The sequence below is a fragment of the Weissella fangxianensis genome (genome assembly GCF_024718545.1).
GTDB lineage: Bacteria > Bacillota > Bacilli > Lactobacillales > Lactobacillaceae > Weissella > Weissella fangxianensis.
In genome coordinates, this window is the sequence record NZ_JAMXDB010000042.1 from 1 (window position 1) to 14,115 (window position 14,115).

Below are 14,115 nucleotides of genomic sequence, written 5' to 3' on the forward strand. Positions count from 1 at the left end.
TTGATTGTGCATCTCAACAAGAGACTGCTTAAATTCTTTTTTGTATTGAATCATATTAAAAAATGCTCCTATGCTATTAGTTTACAGGGCAGAAGAAAATCTGTCCGTAAATCTAGCATAAGAGCAAGCTACTGAAGAGTTAGAACCGTTGCGACTAGAAGCGTACAAAGCTATGAGAGAGTTTGTATCAGTGGCTAGAAAGTACACGACAGCCGTTGCTGATAAGGATAACGAGTATAGGTTGTTGTATAACCAAATGGAAGATTATAACACTCGTAGTCAAAATCGAACTGAATGGAGCGGTCACTTTTTAGAAAATATTGTGAAGCCAGATTTTAATGTAACAAATGTACTAGGTATAGCGGAGAACAGATTAAATGGATAAGATAGTAGAACGTAATATTGGTATTGATGTCCCTATCAGTGCTAAGAGTAATAAGGTTAAAGGCAGTATCGGCGAGCTATCAGGATATGCGATTAAGTTTAATAAACCAAGCGTTGCAGAAGCACCGTTCACTGAATACATTGCGCCACATGCATTAGATCGTGTTGATATGAGTAAGGTACTGGTACTATACGATAACAATTACGCTAATGTGTTAGGACGAGTGGATGCGGGCACATTGGACTTGTCTATAGATGAAGTTGGTTTGAAGTTCATTGTACAAGTACCTGACACGTCACTAGGACGAGATGTCTATGCAAACGTTAAGGCAGGTAATTTAAAGGGCATGAGCTTTGGCTTTACGGTCGCTAAGGGAGGTGATGTTTGGAATCGTATGAACACTAAACCAACTCGAACGATTAATAAGATTGAAAAGATAAATGAAATTAGTATTGTTAGCATGCCTGCTTATGATGATACTAGTGTTAATGTGACACAAAACTTTGATTCATTTAAAAAATATAAGGAACAAAATTACAGACAGAAAGTCATCTATTACTTAGATCATATGTAGTAGTTAATGATAAGGTAGCAGTCATTAGATTGTTGCCTTTTTATTTATTATCATTAATCATTTGGAAGTCAGTAAAAGTTTTGCCGAAGTGAAAAAATATTTTATACCCCCCACCATAGCTAGCGGGAAATAACCGAATATCAAATAGGGGCATCCTTTGCACGCTCTGCAGTTATAATTATTTTTCAAAAAAAAAACATCGTCAGAAGTGGCGATGATCCATTAAGTTTGTTTATATTGATGGAAATTTGTTATTTAAAAATCTATATAATCAGAATAAATAACTAAACAAATTCCTAATAACCAACAAGTTAATTCCGGGATAAACCAATTTTCCATAAACCAAAAAAATAAGAAGCTACCAATTACAATAATTATTCCTAGAGAAAATAAAATATTACTCAATTTTTGTTTACCCATAATCTATGCCCTATATTTCTGCGGTTGCTTTGTTTATATATTATGAGACAATAATAAAACTTTAATTAGAAAAGGTAAATAAAAAAGTCAGCATTTGCATTTCTTGTCTGAGATTATGACAATGATAACTTATTGAAATTAATCTAAATAATGTAAAAGGGCTATTAATATATTACAATTTAAATAACTTGAGAACACTTCTCATGATAAAAATAAAAGCGATAATTATTTGCATTAAACAAAAAAGTTATCAAGTTTGAATTCCCACTAGGTTATTCGATTGAATAGTTTGGTGGGTTTTTTGCTATGTGTTATAATTTCCACGTAGAGTGTAATAGCTATTTAACTGATTACTCTTAAATCACTCTACAAGTAGTCATGTGTTGTTCGAGTACATGACTATAAAAATCATGATAAACTTACCATTTTGTATTTGCTCCTTGTCATGGTTTAAACCACCAGTTTATGTGACTGGTGGTTTTTTAACGAGTTATTTAAAATATTGTGTTACAATTGTTGTGTAGATATTTGGTGGACATAACCGTCTACTAATTATCTTAATTAGGTTTTCCTAAAATTCATTGATATACAACACTTTCCATTATGTTTTATCTGATCTCATTGATCTAGGATAGGACATTTAAAAGCCCCACTTGGTAGAGCGGTCACTCTATCTGGTGGGACTTTTTTTATTTGAAACAGCATATTTGCTATACATATCTTATAAATTCCTATCACTACTATCCATTAATTTATTTAAAATTATCTAAGTCATTCATCCTACTAACCACCGCCTATTTTTAGTTAGTTTGACAGCATTGACACAAGTATTGATGATTCAATGCCAATTTAGGAAAAAGTTTAACCTCTAAAAAATGCAATTAGTGACGGTCTATATTCAACTTAGGGCGTGAGATATTGGCGGAATTAACTAAACCTTACTTATTTCCGTTTCACTGTCGAGATTATGACAGTGAGAACTTAACTATTTTCATGGCGGAGTTTTCCGCAGTGAGAACTTAGTATAAAGTGGAATTGATTTTACAACTGTGAAAACGGGTACGGTTGTGAACCAACCATTAACTAATAAAAAAGACATTATACATTTGCCATAAGTGGCAACGATCCCGACAAATGAGGACTTGTCAAAACTTGTAATTTTTACCCAAAGTCCTAAGAAAGGCTGAACTATTTCTTATTGATGTGAGTATTATTAGTTAAAAAAATTAAACTTATTTTTGGTTGATAAAGTTGTGTATTTATAAATCATTTTCAAAACAAAAGAAACGTTGAGTATTAAAAACGGTCGTATGATATACTATATTTGATAAAAGTGTATTGAATGGTTTTTAGATTTTTAGTTTGGAAGCCATAGATTGGAGGGCCTGTATGACTAATACAATTAAAATAAATGATTATACAGATTTGTATGGAACTAGCAATTTAAAAACTATGTTTGGAGATAAGGCTAGTGAAATTGGAAAAATCCCTTTTGATATTGATAACCCGTTCGTTGATTTAAATAGTATAGCAAAAATATTAGGATTAACAGTTAGTGAAACAGATTTATCAGTTGATGGTTTTTTTAAATCACAAGGTAAAATGATTGAATTAAATAAAAATGTTTCTGAAGGACGCAAAAGATTTACGTTAGCTCATGAAATGGCTCATTCAATAAATTCTGCAGATAAGGAAAATATACAATTTAGAAAATTTGAAAATTATACTCCGGCTGAAAGAAGAGATGAACAAAAAGCGAATCAATTAGCTGCTGAATTATTAATGCCGAATAAAAAGTTATTAGTTTATTTAATGAAGGAGGCTTTAAATTCTATTGGTGCTAATCCCAGTGGTTTTGATAATTTTGAACGAGATCGTGCTTTGTCAGAAGTTGCTGCAAAGTTAAAAGTTTCATCACAATCTTTGAAATATAGATTGCAAAATTTACGAATTTTGGGGAAATAGTAATGGATGAAGCTACTAAAATACATTCCAATATAGTCAACTCATTAAGTGAACATAAAGATGATAATTTATATCCATTTCAATCAAATATAAAGATTATAATCAAAGTTCATCCAAGTGATACAAAGCGAAGATATAAGATAACTAAAATCGAATTGGAAAATCATTTGATCGAAGATGATGAAGAAGCAGAGTATCCAATTTCAGAATTAGATCAAGGAATTTATGGTTTTGTGATTAAACAAAATGAAGAATTGCAGAGCAGTAATGAATATCCAGAAGAGTGGAATTCTTTCTATATGTTGAAAGAGTTGATTCAATTTGTTGAAAATTTTAAGTTTAAAAGTAACTTAGTATATCCATTGACAAATTCTTATAATATTTTCTACCGTGGTCAAAATCATAACTTTAATTTACTCCCAGGTATTGCTAGATCAAAGCAATATGATGTGGAGAGGCTTGCGGAAAATTTTGAATTAATTTATAAAGATTTGTGTTATGAGTATCAAGAATTAAAATATGTGCCTATTAATTTGAGCACAGAAAATGATAATCTAGTTGGGGAACGAGTAACGCAACTTGCACTATTACAACATTATGGTTTTCCTACTCCGCTTATTGATGTTACGTCTAGTCCATTCGTAGGTATGTTTTTCTTAGCACATGAATTCAATGTTGATACTTCTTTTATGGGAGAGATAGAAACGCCGTCACTAACGATATTCATGGCAAAAAAACATGTTAAAAATTCTCTCTTTCAAAGAGCAGAAGTCAATCCAGTTAACCATAGATTAAAGCCACAGAATGGATCGTTTATAGACTATGAAATGCTATCCAATGAAGTAAAGAGTTCTTCAGATCATGCATTTCACATTGTGTTTCAATGTGATCAAGAGGGCGTAGAAGAAAAAGATTTAAAAAATATGTATGATTGTATTCGTAAAGATATTGATTGTAAACTTGAAGAATATCACTATAGATATATAGATTTGTTTCCAGAATTAGAAAATAGAGCAGATTACATTAAAAATATATACAAACCAAAACCAAAAGATCAGTCTATATATGAATAATATAAATATTAAGCAGTCATTTTTTATAAATTTGGCTGCTTTTTTTGTTTGAATTTGAATATTCGTGTTTTTCTAATAGGTCTAAAGAGTTAAGTAACAGCAACGTTATAATTAATTTGTTAGTGCTTTTTTATTTTCTTAACTATATTTAGTATAATAATATATGTAATATAGGTATGCAGGAGGAAGTTATGAAAAGGGCAGAACAGCTTATTAAAGATTATTTTAATGGACGTTTAGACGTGAATATTAAATGTTCTAAGTTACAAATGGACTATTTGAAGACTGATGACGATACCAAATTAAAAGCCTATGAAGCACAAAAGACAGCCGTTGATGAAGTGCTGTTAACATTAACACCCGTTCAGTTACAAGCTATTACCATGCATGATAAGGACAATATGACATGGCAAGATATTAGCGATAAGTTAGGTGTTAAACAGTACAAATTGCATGATTTAAAATGTAAATTATTAAAAAAATTGCGTTCACGATTGGAGGCATAGCGTGGCAGATAAGATAGATCATTTATTAACTGATTATTTTACAGGACAATTAGAAGCTAATATCAAGTTACGAAAGTTAGAACTAAGTCACTATACTAACCATGACGATAATGTGGGTGGTGGACGAATGCAAAATAACATTGTCCGCAATACTGAAACAACCATGTTAAAAGTAGAATCAGATAGATTGATACAAGATTGGTTATATGCAAGTCAAGTTATTGAGCTGATGTTTGCATTGGAATTGGATAATGTACAGCGAATTATAAAAGCACGCCATGCGCAAAGGCGTACATGGATAGATATTAGTATGAGTGAGCATGTTGATGTTAGAACCTTATCACGGTGGCGAGATGACTTTAAAAATAAGTTAAAACGACCGTTAAAAAACGTTTTATAAACAGGAGGCGGTCAGATGCAGACACCTTTAAAAAATAAATAATCGTATTTAGTTATATGTTTAAACATAGATCAGTAATTCAATGTATAAATAGCTTAAAAGGTCAGCGTAAAATTCCGCCACCCTATGAGAGCTCATATATTGACGTGTAAGCCGTTTTTATATTGATTGGAGTAATTAGTCAAGTAGTGTTATAAATGAGTTCACTTTTTATACAACGTGTTGAATAAATAAAGGCTGTCCAGTTTAGGACAACAGTTTATTTTCCGCGCAAGTGGAGAATTTAAAGGGTGTAGATTTAACCGACATCCTTAATAAAAAGCAAAATAAAGCCTAAGTATTTTCACTACACTTCTTAAACAGTCTAGGGTGTAGTTACAACTACACCCTGACAGTGATTTATAAGTAACCAGCACATGCTCGTCACTTAGAAGTGACAACCACTTGTACAACCATACCTGAAAGTACACTTGTTATTAATATTGGGCGTACTCAGAGGTACACCCAATAGATCTATTCCCAATAAAAAAGCAAAATAAAACGCCGTTCACTTAAAGCGAACAGCGACATATTTACACGGCGGGTAGTCCCATATTTTTCATCATCAGAAATACACATCAAAATACACATTAAGCAAAATTTCAATGGTATTTCACGGAATTATATAACTTTCAGATGTGTATTTAAATGTGTATCTAAGCCCGTCATATCAAGTAAAACGTTGATTTGTAGGCGATTCTATAACCCTACTATGGACCCGGGGGGAATCGAACCCTCATCTCCGGAACCGGAATCCAACGTGATATCCATTACACTACGGGTCCACAACAGATTAAATTATAGCCTATTAAAATAGTATTTGCAAGACTATCGAGGAGCTCGTCAAAACTATGCGTTAGGTTAAACCTTGCAATTCATTAAGTTTAGCTTTATCATAAGAACTATAAAAAATAAAAGTCAATTCAAAAAAATGAACATAGAAAAGGTGGAGAATATGGCATCATCAGAAGGAAAGGCCACGATGGGCCGAAATATAAAAAGATACATTAAACAAAATGAAATGACGGCTGCTCATCTTGCTGAGGTCATTGGTGTATCAACCGCAACTATTTCTGATTGGTCAAATGGGAAAACGTATCCTAGAATCGACAAAATCGAAGCGATGGCTGATTTCTTTGGCGTGTCAAAGTCAGATCTTGTTGAGGAGCCAAATCAAACTTCGCAGGCGACCGTAACTGATGAACCTGTATTAATGGCTGCACATTGGGGACTAGATATTTCTGGGTTACCTGATGAAGAACGTTCACGAGTGATTGACCGGGCTAAGTCTTATATAGAAGGATTAATTGCTGACTACGAGGATCGGAATGGGAACAGATAGTTATGATGACCTATTAATTAGGGTGGAAAATGATCTCACTAGTTTGGGGATGACACCGGTTATTCTAGATACAATGCCTCTAAAAGAAAATTCAGGATTAGATGGTGTTGCTTATTTAAAAGGTGATAAGGCATATATCTTTGTCGATAAAACATTATCGACTTTTGATAAGGCGAAAACTTTGGTTGAAGAATATCATCATGCAATTTCGGATATTGGAAACCATATGGATTATGATGCCACGCTTGCTCATAACGACGAAATCGTCGCCCGCGAGTCAGTAATCAAGTATATGACGCCGGAAAAAGTTATGATGAGAGTTGCTCATGAATATGAAGATCAACCTTTTGAAGCCTGGATGTTATGTGAGTATCTGGGGTATCCGTTAGATTTTGCTCAAGAAACAGTTAACCTATACAGGAGGAATGGACTGTTAAATTAAGCCCCCTTAATTTCTTGTAATTAGGTTAAAGTTAATATATACTATGAATAGTCCTAAAGGAATTCCTTTAGGACTTTAATTAACAAATTACATTAAGTTTAAACTAATTGTCAGGAGGCAGTTTATGAGTAGTGATATGATTTCGTTCTTAATAATTTTGGGGACACTTACAAGTGCGTGGATTGCTGTAATGGCATTTATTTCAATGATTGAATTTCTAATTGATGGTAATGTGCATCGGGTAGTACGTGGCGTCAAGTTATTATTGCAGTATAGCCTAATTAGGTTAGGTGGCGTTGATGGCAAAGAAGCACATCGTATTTTATTAGGTAAGTAAAGTTTGTGTTTTCACAATTTCGTTAACTTTCTATATTAATAAGTCGGATAAACGATAAAAAAGCTGACAATTATAAATTGTCGTTTCTAAGTTAATCAAAGAATCAAGTGAATTAATGTTCAAGCAAATATGACGCAGTTTCTACCTATTTATCGTATAATACATGTAACGGATGGGTTTAGGATTAGTGAACGCTAACTAGTTCATCTGTAGCAGGGTTTAATTTCAAATGGTATGAAATTAAAGCATAACAATAGTTGTACGTTTGTTTGCGAAATTGTAAACAAAGTCGTATAATATTCCATGTAGAAACGTTACAAAAGAATTTTTTTCTGGGAGGAATCTTAATAATATGACTGTTAAGATTGGTATCAACGGTTTCGGCCGTATTGGTCGTTTGGCATTTCGTCGTATTCTTGAATTGAAGGGTACAGCGGACGACATTGAAGTTGTTGCAATTAACGATTTAACTAATCCTGCTATGTTGGCATACTTGTTGAAGTATGATTCAACTCATGGCACTTTGGATGCTGAAGTTTCAGCTGATGAAGATGGTATTGTCGTTGACGGTAAGAAGATCCGTGTATACGCTGAGCGCGATGCAGCTAACTTGAAGTGGGTTGCTAATGACGGTGTTGAAATTGTATTGGAATCAACTGGTTTCTATACATCAGCAGAAAAGTCACAAGCACACTTGGACGCCGGAGCAAAGAAGGTATTGGTTTCAGCACCAGCTGGAAACGTACCAACTGTTGTTTATGGTGTTAACCAAGACACATTGACTGCAGACGACAACATTGTTTCTGCTGGTTCATGTACCACTCAATCACTTGCACCATTGGCAAACGCCTTGGACAAGGAATTTGGTATTGAAATTGGTTTGATGACTACTGTTCACGCCTTTACTGGTACACAAATGCTTTTGGATGGACCTAAGGGTAAGAAGATGCGCTCAAACCGTGCAGCTTCTGTAAACACAATTCCTCACTCAACTGGTGCTGCTAAGGCTATTGGTCTAGTTGTTCCATCAGTTGCTGGTAAGTTGGATGGTCACGCACAACGTGTTGGTGTTGTTGACGGTTCTGTTACTGAGTTGACATCTGTATTGTCAAAGACTGTTTCTGCTGAAGAAGTTAACGAGGCAGTTAAGAAGTATGAAAATGCTTCATTTGGATATAATGATGATGAAATTGTTTCATCTGATATGATTGGCGACACACACGGTGCCGTATACGATCCAACTTTGACTAAGGTTATCACTGTTGGTGATAAGCAATTAGTACAAACTGCTGCTTGGTATGATAACGAGTATGGTTTCACTTCAAACATGATCCGTACTTTGTTGCACTTGGCAACACTTTAATAGTTACTTAACTATTATTGAAAACGGGTGGTTTAGTAATAGTCTGAACCGCCCGTTTTTTATATAAGATTTGTAGTATTTGAAGTAAAAAGAAAGAGGGATTCCATGGCAAAATTAACAGTTGAAGACCTAGAATTAAAAGGTAAAAAAGTATTGATGCGTGTTGACTTCAATGTTCCCCTAAAGGAAGTTGACGGACAACAAGAAGTGGCAAACGATAACCGTATTGTTGCAGCATTACCAACAATTAAGTATGTCTTGTCACAAGGTGGTCGTGCAGTATTATTTTCACACTTAGGACGTATTAAGAGTGAAGATGATAAGCCTGCTCTTTCAATGAAGCCTGTTGCACAACGTTTGGCTGATCTACTTGGTCAACCTGTAACTTTTGTACCAGCTATTGAAGGTCCAGAACTTGAAGACTCAATTAACAAGTTAGAAGACGGCCAAGTGTTGATTTTCGAAAACACTCGTTATGCTGACGTTGTTGATGGTGAGGTTGTTAAGCGCGAATCAAAGAATGATCCTGACTTAGGTGCTTACTGGGCATCTTTGGGTGATGTATTCGTAAACGATGCCTTTGGTACTGCTCACCGTTCACATGCATCTAATGCTGGGATTGCCGCAAATGTTGCTCAAACAGCAGCTGGTTACCTGATGGAAAAAGAAATTAAGTTCTTGGGTGGTGCTGTTGAAAATCCAGAGCGTCCATTTGTTGCCATCATTGGTGGTGCTAAGGTTTCTGATAAGATTACCATTATTCAAAACTTGTTGGAAAAGGCTGACAAGGTTATTGTTGGTGGTGGAATGGCTTATACTTTCGCCGCTGCAAAGGGTGAAAAGATTGGTAACTCATTATACGAGGAAGACAAAGTTGAACTTGCTAAGCAATTAATTGCTGACGCCGGTGAAAAGTTGGTATTGCCTGTTGATGCAGTCGCTGCTGATAAGTTTGCCAACGATGCTGACTCATATGTTGCAGAAGGTGACATTAAAGATGGCTACATGGGTCTTGATATTGGTCCTAAGTCAGTTGAACTATTTAAGTCAGTTCTTGCAGGTGCTAAAACAGTTGTTTGGAACGGACCTATGGGTGTGTTCGAGATGGCAAACTTTGCCAAGGGTACGTTAGCTATTGGTGAAGAATTAGTTAAGGTAACTGATAATGGCGCAACGACAATTGTTGGTGGTGGTGATTCAACTGCCGCCGTTCAACAATTAGGTGTTGCTGATAAGTTGAGCCACATTTCAACTGGTGGTGGTGCTTCTCTTGAATACCTAGAAGGTAAGACATTGCCTGGAATTGCAGCAATTTCTGAGAAGTAATTTCAATATAATAAATAAAGAAACTGGGACATCAGATAATGTCTCAGTTTTTTAATTTGGTGATAGTTATTTTTGGTAGGAAAGCAATTCACTATGACAAAGTTGATTAGAGTGTGGTAGACTATTCCAAATAGTAATAATTGGGGAACTACATAATGGATATTCATAAATTTAAGGTCTTTTTAGATTTAGCTGAAACAGGGAATTATTCTGAAACAGCTGACAGGTTGTATACAACGCAAGGTAATATTTCTAAGCAAATTTTGTCTTTGGAAAAGGAATTAAAAACACAGTTATTTAAGCGTGAGCATCGTCATATTTCATTAACTGAATCAGGACGAATTACTGAAATGTATGCCAAAAAAATCATGCATGAATTTGATGCACTACAACAAACATTGGTGCAACATGATTCTGAATCAGATAACGTACTGACGATTCATACGATGCCAACTTTTTCTAATTACCGTGGCTTTTCATTGATGAGTGACTTCCATAAAAGACATCCCGAAATTACATTACATTTCTCTGAAACGAAAGATAGTTTGTTGGTCCAGTCGTTAGAAGATAACCAAGCTGATATAATTTTTGGTCATTACACACCAGCTGTTAATGGAAAATTAGAAACGTTGTTGACTGATCAGGATAATTTAGTATGTGTGTTGCCAGCTAATCATCCACTGTCTGCCAATCGTGTGATTTCATTAGATGATTTGATGAAAGAAGAGCTATTATTACTTGAAGGCGAGGAAACAATAATTTTTAATAAGTTTGGTGCAGTTGGTGAGAAAAAACAATTGGCATCTGCGGTGGCTTATCAAGGTGAACGAATCGATATCATATTAAACATGGTCCTAAATGGTATGGGCATCGCATTAATGATGGAAAAAAGGGTTGATATGACGAATGATGGCCAAATAGTTAAACGCAAAATCGCTACAAATACGACAAGTGATTTTGGTTTTATGAGGCTGAAACAAGTCCATGAGTCTAAGGCTAATGGATTATTTTGGAAATATATTACTCAAGTACTTAACCATGATATTATTTAAAAGCCATTTTATTAGTATATGTGGTAATATTATAGTATAAAAATTAAATATAATCGCAAAGGGGAGCCAAGTTGGCTGAGAATGAGGAGAACTCTAGACCCTTCGTACCTGTTTTAGTTATTTAAGCGTAGGAATTGTGTAAATGTGTCAATTATTGGCCTCTTTGTGATGATTTTTTTATTGCAGGGAGGTCTTTTTTATTGCCCAATTATTTTGAAATTGTAGTGCTTAAATTTATCGGGGGACAACAGGAATGAATTCAAAAGTTAGGAAAATAACTTATTTAGCAATGATGATTGCGTTAGACGTTGTGCTATCACCAATTTTACGTATTGAAGGAATGGCACCGATGTCTAGTGTGATTAACATTTTGGCGGGTGTTCTTATGGGGCCATTGTACGCAACAATTATGGCGATTTGCTGTGGAATTATTCGGATGATGATGATGGGGATTCCGCCATTAGCGTTGACGGGGGCCGTTTTTGGTGCTTTATTAGCAGGTCTTGGGGCTCGCTGGACGCATAGTATTTACGGTTCTATCCTTGGTGAAATTATTGGGACTGGCATAGTTGGGTCATTGCTATCTTATCCAGTTATGGTGCTTTTCACTGGTACAAAAACGGATTTATATTGGTTATTGTATACACCACGCTTTTTAGGTGCGACACTTATGGGTGCCGTGGCAGCCTGGCTCATTTGGCAACAAGCCAAAAAAATATCTTTGTTTAAAGATATGATTCGCATTTTTAATGGAAAGGGGTATGTCATTAAATGAAGAAAATAAAGATACCGTTGCAAACAGCACCGCTAATTCATTGTATTACAAATGCTATTTCAGTAGAGACGGTCGCAAATGCGTTACTTTACATTGGGGCTAAGCCAATCATGACTGAGGACACGCGTGCTTTTGATGATTTAATTCGCCAAACAAATGCCTTACTGTTAAATTTGGGTAGCTTATCACCAACTAAAGAACAAAGCATACTGGCTGCGAGTGAAGTAGCAGATGGTAAAGAGCCAATCGTGCTTGATGTTGTGGGGATTGCAAGTGCCAAATCAGCTATGCAAATTGCTAAGATTGTTATGGAAAAGAAACCAACGATTATTCGCGGTAATATTTCAGAAATGCGCGCATTATGTGGTTTAGTAACAAACGGCCGTGGTGTTGATGGTAGCCCACTAGATCAGACCGATGATGAATTAACAAGGTTGATTGCGGCACTGAAACAGTTGCCACAAGAGTCCGTTTATGTGGCAACTGGAGCGCGAGATATTGTGGTTGCTAAGGACAATGCTTGGATATTAAGTAATGGTGTATCGGAATTGGATCAGTTTACTGGTTCAGGGGATACGTTAAGTGGTTTATTGGCAGCGTTGTTGGGTGCAGGTGCGTCCCCCGAAGACGCCGCCGTTCAAGCAATTAGTTATCTCAATATTTCAGGTGAAATGGCTAAAGTTAAGGCAACTACAGCGGGTATTGCGGAATTTCGACAACTATTCCTAAATGAACTTTCATTATTAGGTATCGATAATACCGATTGGACAAATCAGATAAGGGGAACAAAAAATGGCGAAGCAATTATATTTAGTGACAGCAAGATATGGGGAGACGGAGAGTGAATTCTTAAGTAAGGTTGAGACAGCATGTGCAAATGGCGTTACCCTGGTACAGTTACGGGAAAAGAATTTATCAACTCGAGATTACTATGAGTTAGCTTTGAAAGTGAAGCAAATAACAGATCGCTATGATTTGAAATTAATTATTGATGACCGGATCGATATTTGCCAGGCGGTTGATGCAGGTGGGGTGCATATTGGTGATGATGAATTGCCGGTAAGTGTGGCACGAAAGCTACTTGGCAAGGAAAAATTGCTAGGTGTTTCGGCCAAGACAGTTGCCCGTGCCATGGAAGCGGCAGCAGAAGGTGCTGATTACTTGGGGACTGGTGCAATCTTCCCAACCCAAACAAAAGTTGTTACCAAGCAGACGTCGGTTGATACGTTGCGGGAAATTACCGCAGCTGTTAATATTCCGGTCGTTGCCATTGGCGGCATCACAGAAGATCGTATTCAGACATTTAAAGGAACGGGCATTGCCGGCATTTCCGTTGTAAGTGAAATTATGAAAGCGAATGATATTGCGCAAAAAGTTCAACAGTTGAAAAAGAAGCTTGAACAGTTATAATGTATTGAAGACTGAGATAATAATTAACTATTACTCAGTCTTTTTTATATTCCTTTGATTTTAAAGAAATAATCTTGTGATAGGCAGTCAAGTGCTGAATAAAGGAGTTATGGTCATGATAAAATTCAGTGATGTGGTCAAGACATACCAAGAAAAGCAGGTCGTTAATAAACTAAATTTAACGGTTGCCTCGGGTGAATTTTTTGTTTTGGTTGGTCCAAGTGGTAGTGGTAAAACAACAATTTTAAAGATGATCAATCGTTTGATTGAACAATCTGCAGGTGAAATATTGATTGATGACATAAATGTTAATCAAGTTGATACAGCCAATTTACGAAAGAATATTGGATATGTGCTACAGAATATTGCTCTTTTTCCTAATCTAACAATTAGCCAAAATGCTGGTATTTTATTAGAGTCACGAGGAGTGAAACGTGATAAACGGGAACCTTTAGTTAACCAATTATTAGATAGGGTGGGATTGCCACATGAACAATATGGCTCACGTATGCCGAGCGAATTATCAGGCGGTGAGCAGCAACGAGTGGGGATCGTTAGAGCATTAATTACAAAGCCGGATTGAACTGAACCCCAAAAATTGGAGAGAAGTTTAAGCAACTAGCTGGTCGGAAAGATTTCGGTATTGAACCGGAGTTTTTCCGGCCAGTTTTGTTTTAATCCGTTTATTATTGTAGTAATAGATATA

Annotated in this window: 17 protein-coding genes, 1 tRNA gene and 1 riboswitch; of the genes, 16 read left to right on the forward strand and 2 right to left on the reverse strand. The window is 35.6% G+C overall.

The window, feature by feature from the left end:
* Positions 1 to 172: 172 nt before the first annotated feature.
* From NGR58_RS08750 to NGR58_RS08775, 6 genes are all read left to right on the forward strand, one after another.
* Positions 173 to 385 carry a hypothetical protein gene (locus tag NGR58_RS08750; protein WP_258089143.1) on the forward strand — a complete coding sequence of 71 codons (213 nt, stop codon included), beginning with the start codon at positions 173 to 175 and terminating at the stop codon, positions 383 to 385.
* Positions 378 to 959, forward strand: coding sequence for an HK97 family phage prohead protease (locus NGR58_RS08755; protein WP_258089144.1), 582 nt, complete (start codon positions 378 to 380; stop codon positions 957 to 959). Before NGR58_RS08750 ends, NGR58_RS08755 begins: the two co-directional genes overlap by 8 nt.
* Before the next feature lie 1,809 nt (positions 960 to 2,768).
* Positions 2,769 to 3,344 (forward strand): ImmA/IrrE family metallo-endopeptidase, encoded by a 576-nt coding sequence (locus NGR58_RS08760; RefSeq protein WP_258089145.1) that lies wholly within the window; start codon positions 2,769 to 2,771, stop codon positions 3,342 to 3,344.
* A 2-nt stretch (positions 3,345 to 3,346) separates the two neighbouring features.
* Positions 3,347 to 4,417 (forward strand): FRG domain-containing protein, encoded by a 1,071-nt coding sequence (locus tag NGR58_RS08765; protein ID WP_258089146.1) that lies wholly within the window; start codon positions 3,347 to 3,349, stop codon positions 4,415 to 4,417.
* A gap of 191 nt (positions 4,418 to 4,608) precedes the next feature.
* Positions 4,609 to 4,923 carry a sigma-70 RNA polymerase sigma factor region 4 domain-containing protein gene (locus NGR58_RS08770; RefSeq protein ID WP_258089147.1) on the forward strand — a complete coding sequence of 105 codons (315 nt, stop codon included), beginning with the start codon at positions 4,609 to 4,611 and terminating at the stop codon, positions 4,921 to 4,923.
* A gap of 1 nt (position 4,924) precedes the next feature.
* Positions 4,925 to 5,323 (forward strand): RinA family protein, encoded by a 399-nt coding sequence (locus NGR58_RS08775; RefSeq protein ID WP_258089148.1) that lies wholly within the window; start codon positions 4,925 to 4,927, stop codon positions 5,321 to 5,323.
* Between the two features lie 752 nt (positions 5,324 to 6,075).
* On the opposite strand, the gene NGR58_RS08780 is transcribed toward NGR58_RS08775, so the two are convergent.
* Positions 6,076 to 6,147: transfer RNA gene (locus tag NGR58_RS08780), tRNA-Arg, on the reverse strand.
* A gap of 170 nt (positions 6,148 to 6,317) precedes the next feature.
* On the opposite strand from NGR58_RS08780, the gene NGR58_RS08785 reads away from it, so the two are divergent.
* The 10 genes from NGR58_RS08785 (at position 6,318) to NGR58_RS08830 (ending at position 13,992) form a co-directional block, all read left to right on the forward strand.
* Positions 6,318 to 6,704 (forward strand): helix-turn-helix transcriptional regulator, encoded by a 387-nt coding sequence (locus NGR58_RS08785; protein WP_258089149.1) that lies wholly within the window; start codon positions 6,318 to 6,320, stop codon positions 6,702 to 6,704.
* Positions 6,691 to 7,146, forward strand: a complete 456-nt coding sequence (locus tag NGR58_RS08790; protein WP_258089150.1) for a hypothetical protein — start codon at positions 6,691 to 6,693, stop codon at positions 7,144 to 7,146. The genes NGR58_RS08785 and NGR58_RS08790 overlap by 14 nt, the downstream gene beginning before the upstream one ends.
* A 124-nt stretch (positions 7,147 to 7,270) precedes the next feature.
* On the forward strand, positions 7,271 to 7,483 hold the full coding sequence (locus NGR58_RS08795; RefSeq protein ID WP_258089151.1) for a hypothetical protein: 213 nt from the start codon (positions 7,271 to 7,273) through the stop codon (positions 7,481 to 7,483).
* A 352-nt stretch (positions 7,484 to 7,835) separates the two neighbouring features.
* A complete protein-coding gene (gene gap, locus NGR58_RS08800) occupies positions 7,836 to 8,846 on the forward strand; it encodes a type I glyceraldehyde-3-phosphate dehydrogenase (protein WP_258089152.1) in 1,011 nt (336 codons plus the stop codon).
* Between the two features lie 105 nt (positions 8,847 to 8,951).
* Complete coding sequence (locus tag NGR58_RS08805; protein WP_115471692.1) at positions 8,952 to 10,172, forward strand: phosphoglycerate kinase; 1,221 nt, start codon at positions 8,952 to 8,954, stop codon at positions 10,170 to 10,172.
* Positions 10,173 to 10,327: 155 nt separating this feature from the next.
* A complete protein-coding gene (locus tag NGR58_RS08810; protein ID WP_258089153.1) occupies positions 10,328 to 11,224 on the forward strand; it encodes a LysR family transcriptional regulator in 897 nt (298 codons plus the stop codon).
* Positions 11,225 to 11,273: 49 nt separating this feature from the next.
* A riboswitch (TPP riboswitch) is annotated at positions 11,274 to 11,375 on the forward strand.
* Positions 11,376 to 11,477: 102 nt separating this feature from the next.
* A complete protein-coding gene (gene thiW / locus NGR58_RS08815; RefSeq protein ID WP_258089154.1) occupies positions 11,478 to 11,999 on the forward strand; it encodes an energy coupling factor transporter S component ThiW in 522 nt (173 codons plus the stop codon).
* On the forward strand, positions 11,996 to 12,844 hold the full coding sequence (locus tag NGR58_RS08820) for a hydroxyethylthiazole kinase (RefSeq protein WP_258089155.1): 849 nt from the start codon (positions 11,996 to 11,998) through the stop codon (positions 12,842 to 12,844). Before thiW ends, NGR58_RS08820 begins: the two co-directional genes overlap by 4 nt.
* Positions 12,792 to 13,409: a thiamine phosphate synthase gene (gene thiE / locus NGR58_RS08825; protein WP_258089156.1), complete on the forward strand. Its 618-nt coding sequence runs from the start codon at positions 12,792 to 12,794 to the stop codon at positions 13,407 to 13,409. The genes NGR58_RS08820 and thiE overlap by 53 nt, the downstream gene beginning before the upstream one ends.
* Before the next feature lie 115 nt (positions 13,410 to 13,524).
* Entirely contained in the window at positions 13,525 to 13,992 is a 468-nt protein-coding gene (locus NGR58_RS08830; RefSeq protein ID WP_258089157.1) for an ATP-binding cassette domain-containing protein, read from the forward strand.
* A 27-nt stretch (positions 13,993 to 14,019) separates the two neighbouring features.
* Here NGR58_RS08830 and NGR58_RS08835 read toward each other — a convergent pair whose 3' ends face one another.
* Positions 14,020 to 14,112 (reverse strand): IS3 family transposase, encoded by a 93-nt coding sequence (locus NGR58_RS08835; protein WP_407077141.1) that lies wholly within the window; start codon positions 14,110 to 14,112, stop codon positions 14,020 to 14,022.
* Between the last annotated feature and the right edge of the window lie 3 nt (positions 14,113 to 14,115).

Excerpts from the sequence above, each read along its gene's own strand:
- NGR58_RS08750 (WP_258089143.1), top strand. The coding sequence starts at position 173 with ATGAGAGAGTTTGTATCAGTGGCTAGAAAGTACACGACAGCCGTTGCT.
- NGR58_RS08755 (WP_258089144.1), top strand. The coding sequence starts at position 378 with ATGGATAAGATAGTAGAACGTAATATTGGTATTGATGTCCCTATCAGT.
- NGR58_RS08760 (WP_258089145.1), top strand. The coding sequence starts at position 2,769 with ATGACTAATACAATTAAAATAAATGATTATACAGATTTGTATGGAACT.
- NGR58_RS08765 (WP_258089146.1), top strand. The coding sequence starts at position 3,347 with ATGGATGAAGCTACTAAAATACATTCCAATATAGTCAACTCATTAAGT.
- NGR58_RS08770 (WP_258089147.1), top strand. The coding sequence starts at position 4,609 with ATGAAAAGGGCAGAACAGCTTATTAAAGATTATTTTAATGGACGTTTA.
- NGR58_RS08785 (WP_258089149.1), top strand. The coding sequence starts at position 6,318 with ATGGCATCATCAGAAGGAAAGGCCACGATGGGCCGAAATATAAAAAGA.
- NGR58_RS08790 (WP_258089150.1), top strand. The coding sequence starts at position 6,691 with ATGGGAACAGATAGTTATGATGACCTATTAATTAGGGTGGAAAATGAT.
- NGR58_RS08795 (WP_258089151.1), top strand. The coding sequence starts at position 7,271 with ATGAGTAGTGATATGATTTCGTTCTTAATAATTTTGGGGACACTTACA.
- gap (WP_258089152.1), top strand. The coding sequence starts at position 7,836 with ATGACTGTTAAGATTGGTATCAACGGTTTCGGCCGTATTGGTCGTTTG.
- NGR58_RS08805 (WP_115471692.1), top strand. The coding sequence starts at position 8,952 with ATGGCAAAATTAACAGTTGAAGACCTAGAATTAAAAGGTAAAAAAGTA.
- NGR58_RS08810 (WP_258089153.1), top strand. The coding sequence starts at position 10,328 with ATGGATATTCATAAATTTAAGGTCTTTTTAGATTTAGCTGAAACAGGG.
- thiW (WP_258089154.1), top strand. The coding sequence starts at position 11,478 with ATGAATTCAAAAGTTAGGAAAATAACTTATTTAGCAATGATGATTGCG.
- NGR58_RS08820 (WP_258089155.1), top strand. The coding sequence starts at position 11,996 with ATGAAGAAAATAAAGATACCGTTGCAAACAGCACCGCTAATTCATTGT.
- thiE (WP_258089156.1), top strand. The coding sequence starts at position 12,792 with ATGGCGAAGCAATTATATTTAGTGACAGCAAGATATGGGGAGACGGAG.
- NGR58_RS08830 (WP_258089157.1), top strand. The coding sequence starts at position 13,525 with ATGATAAAATTCAGTGATGTGGTCAAGACATACCAAGAAAAGCAGGTC.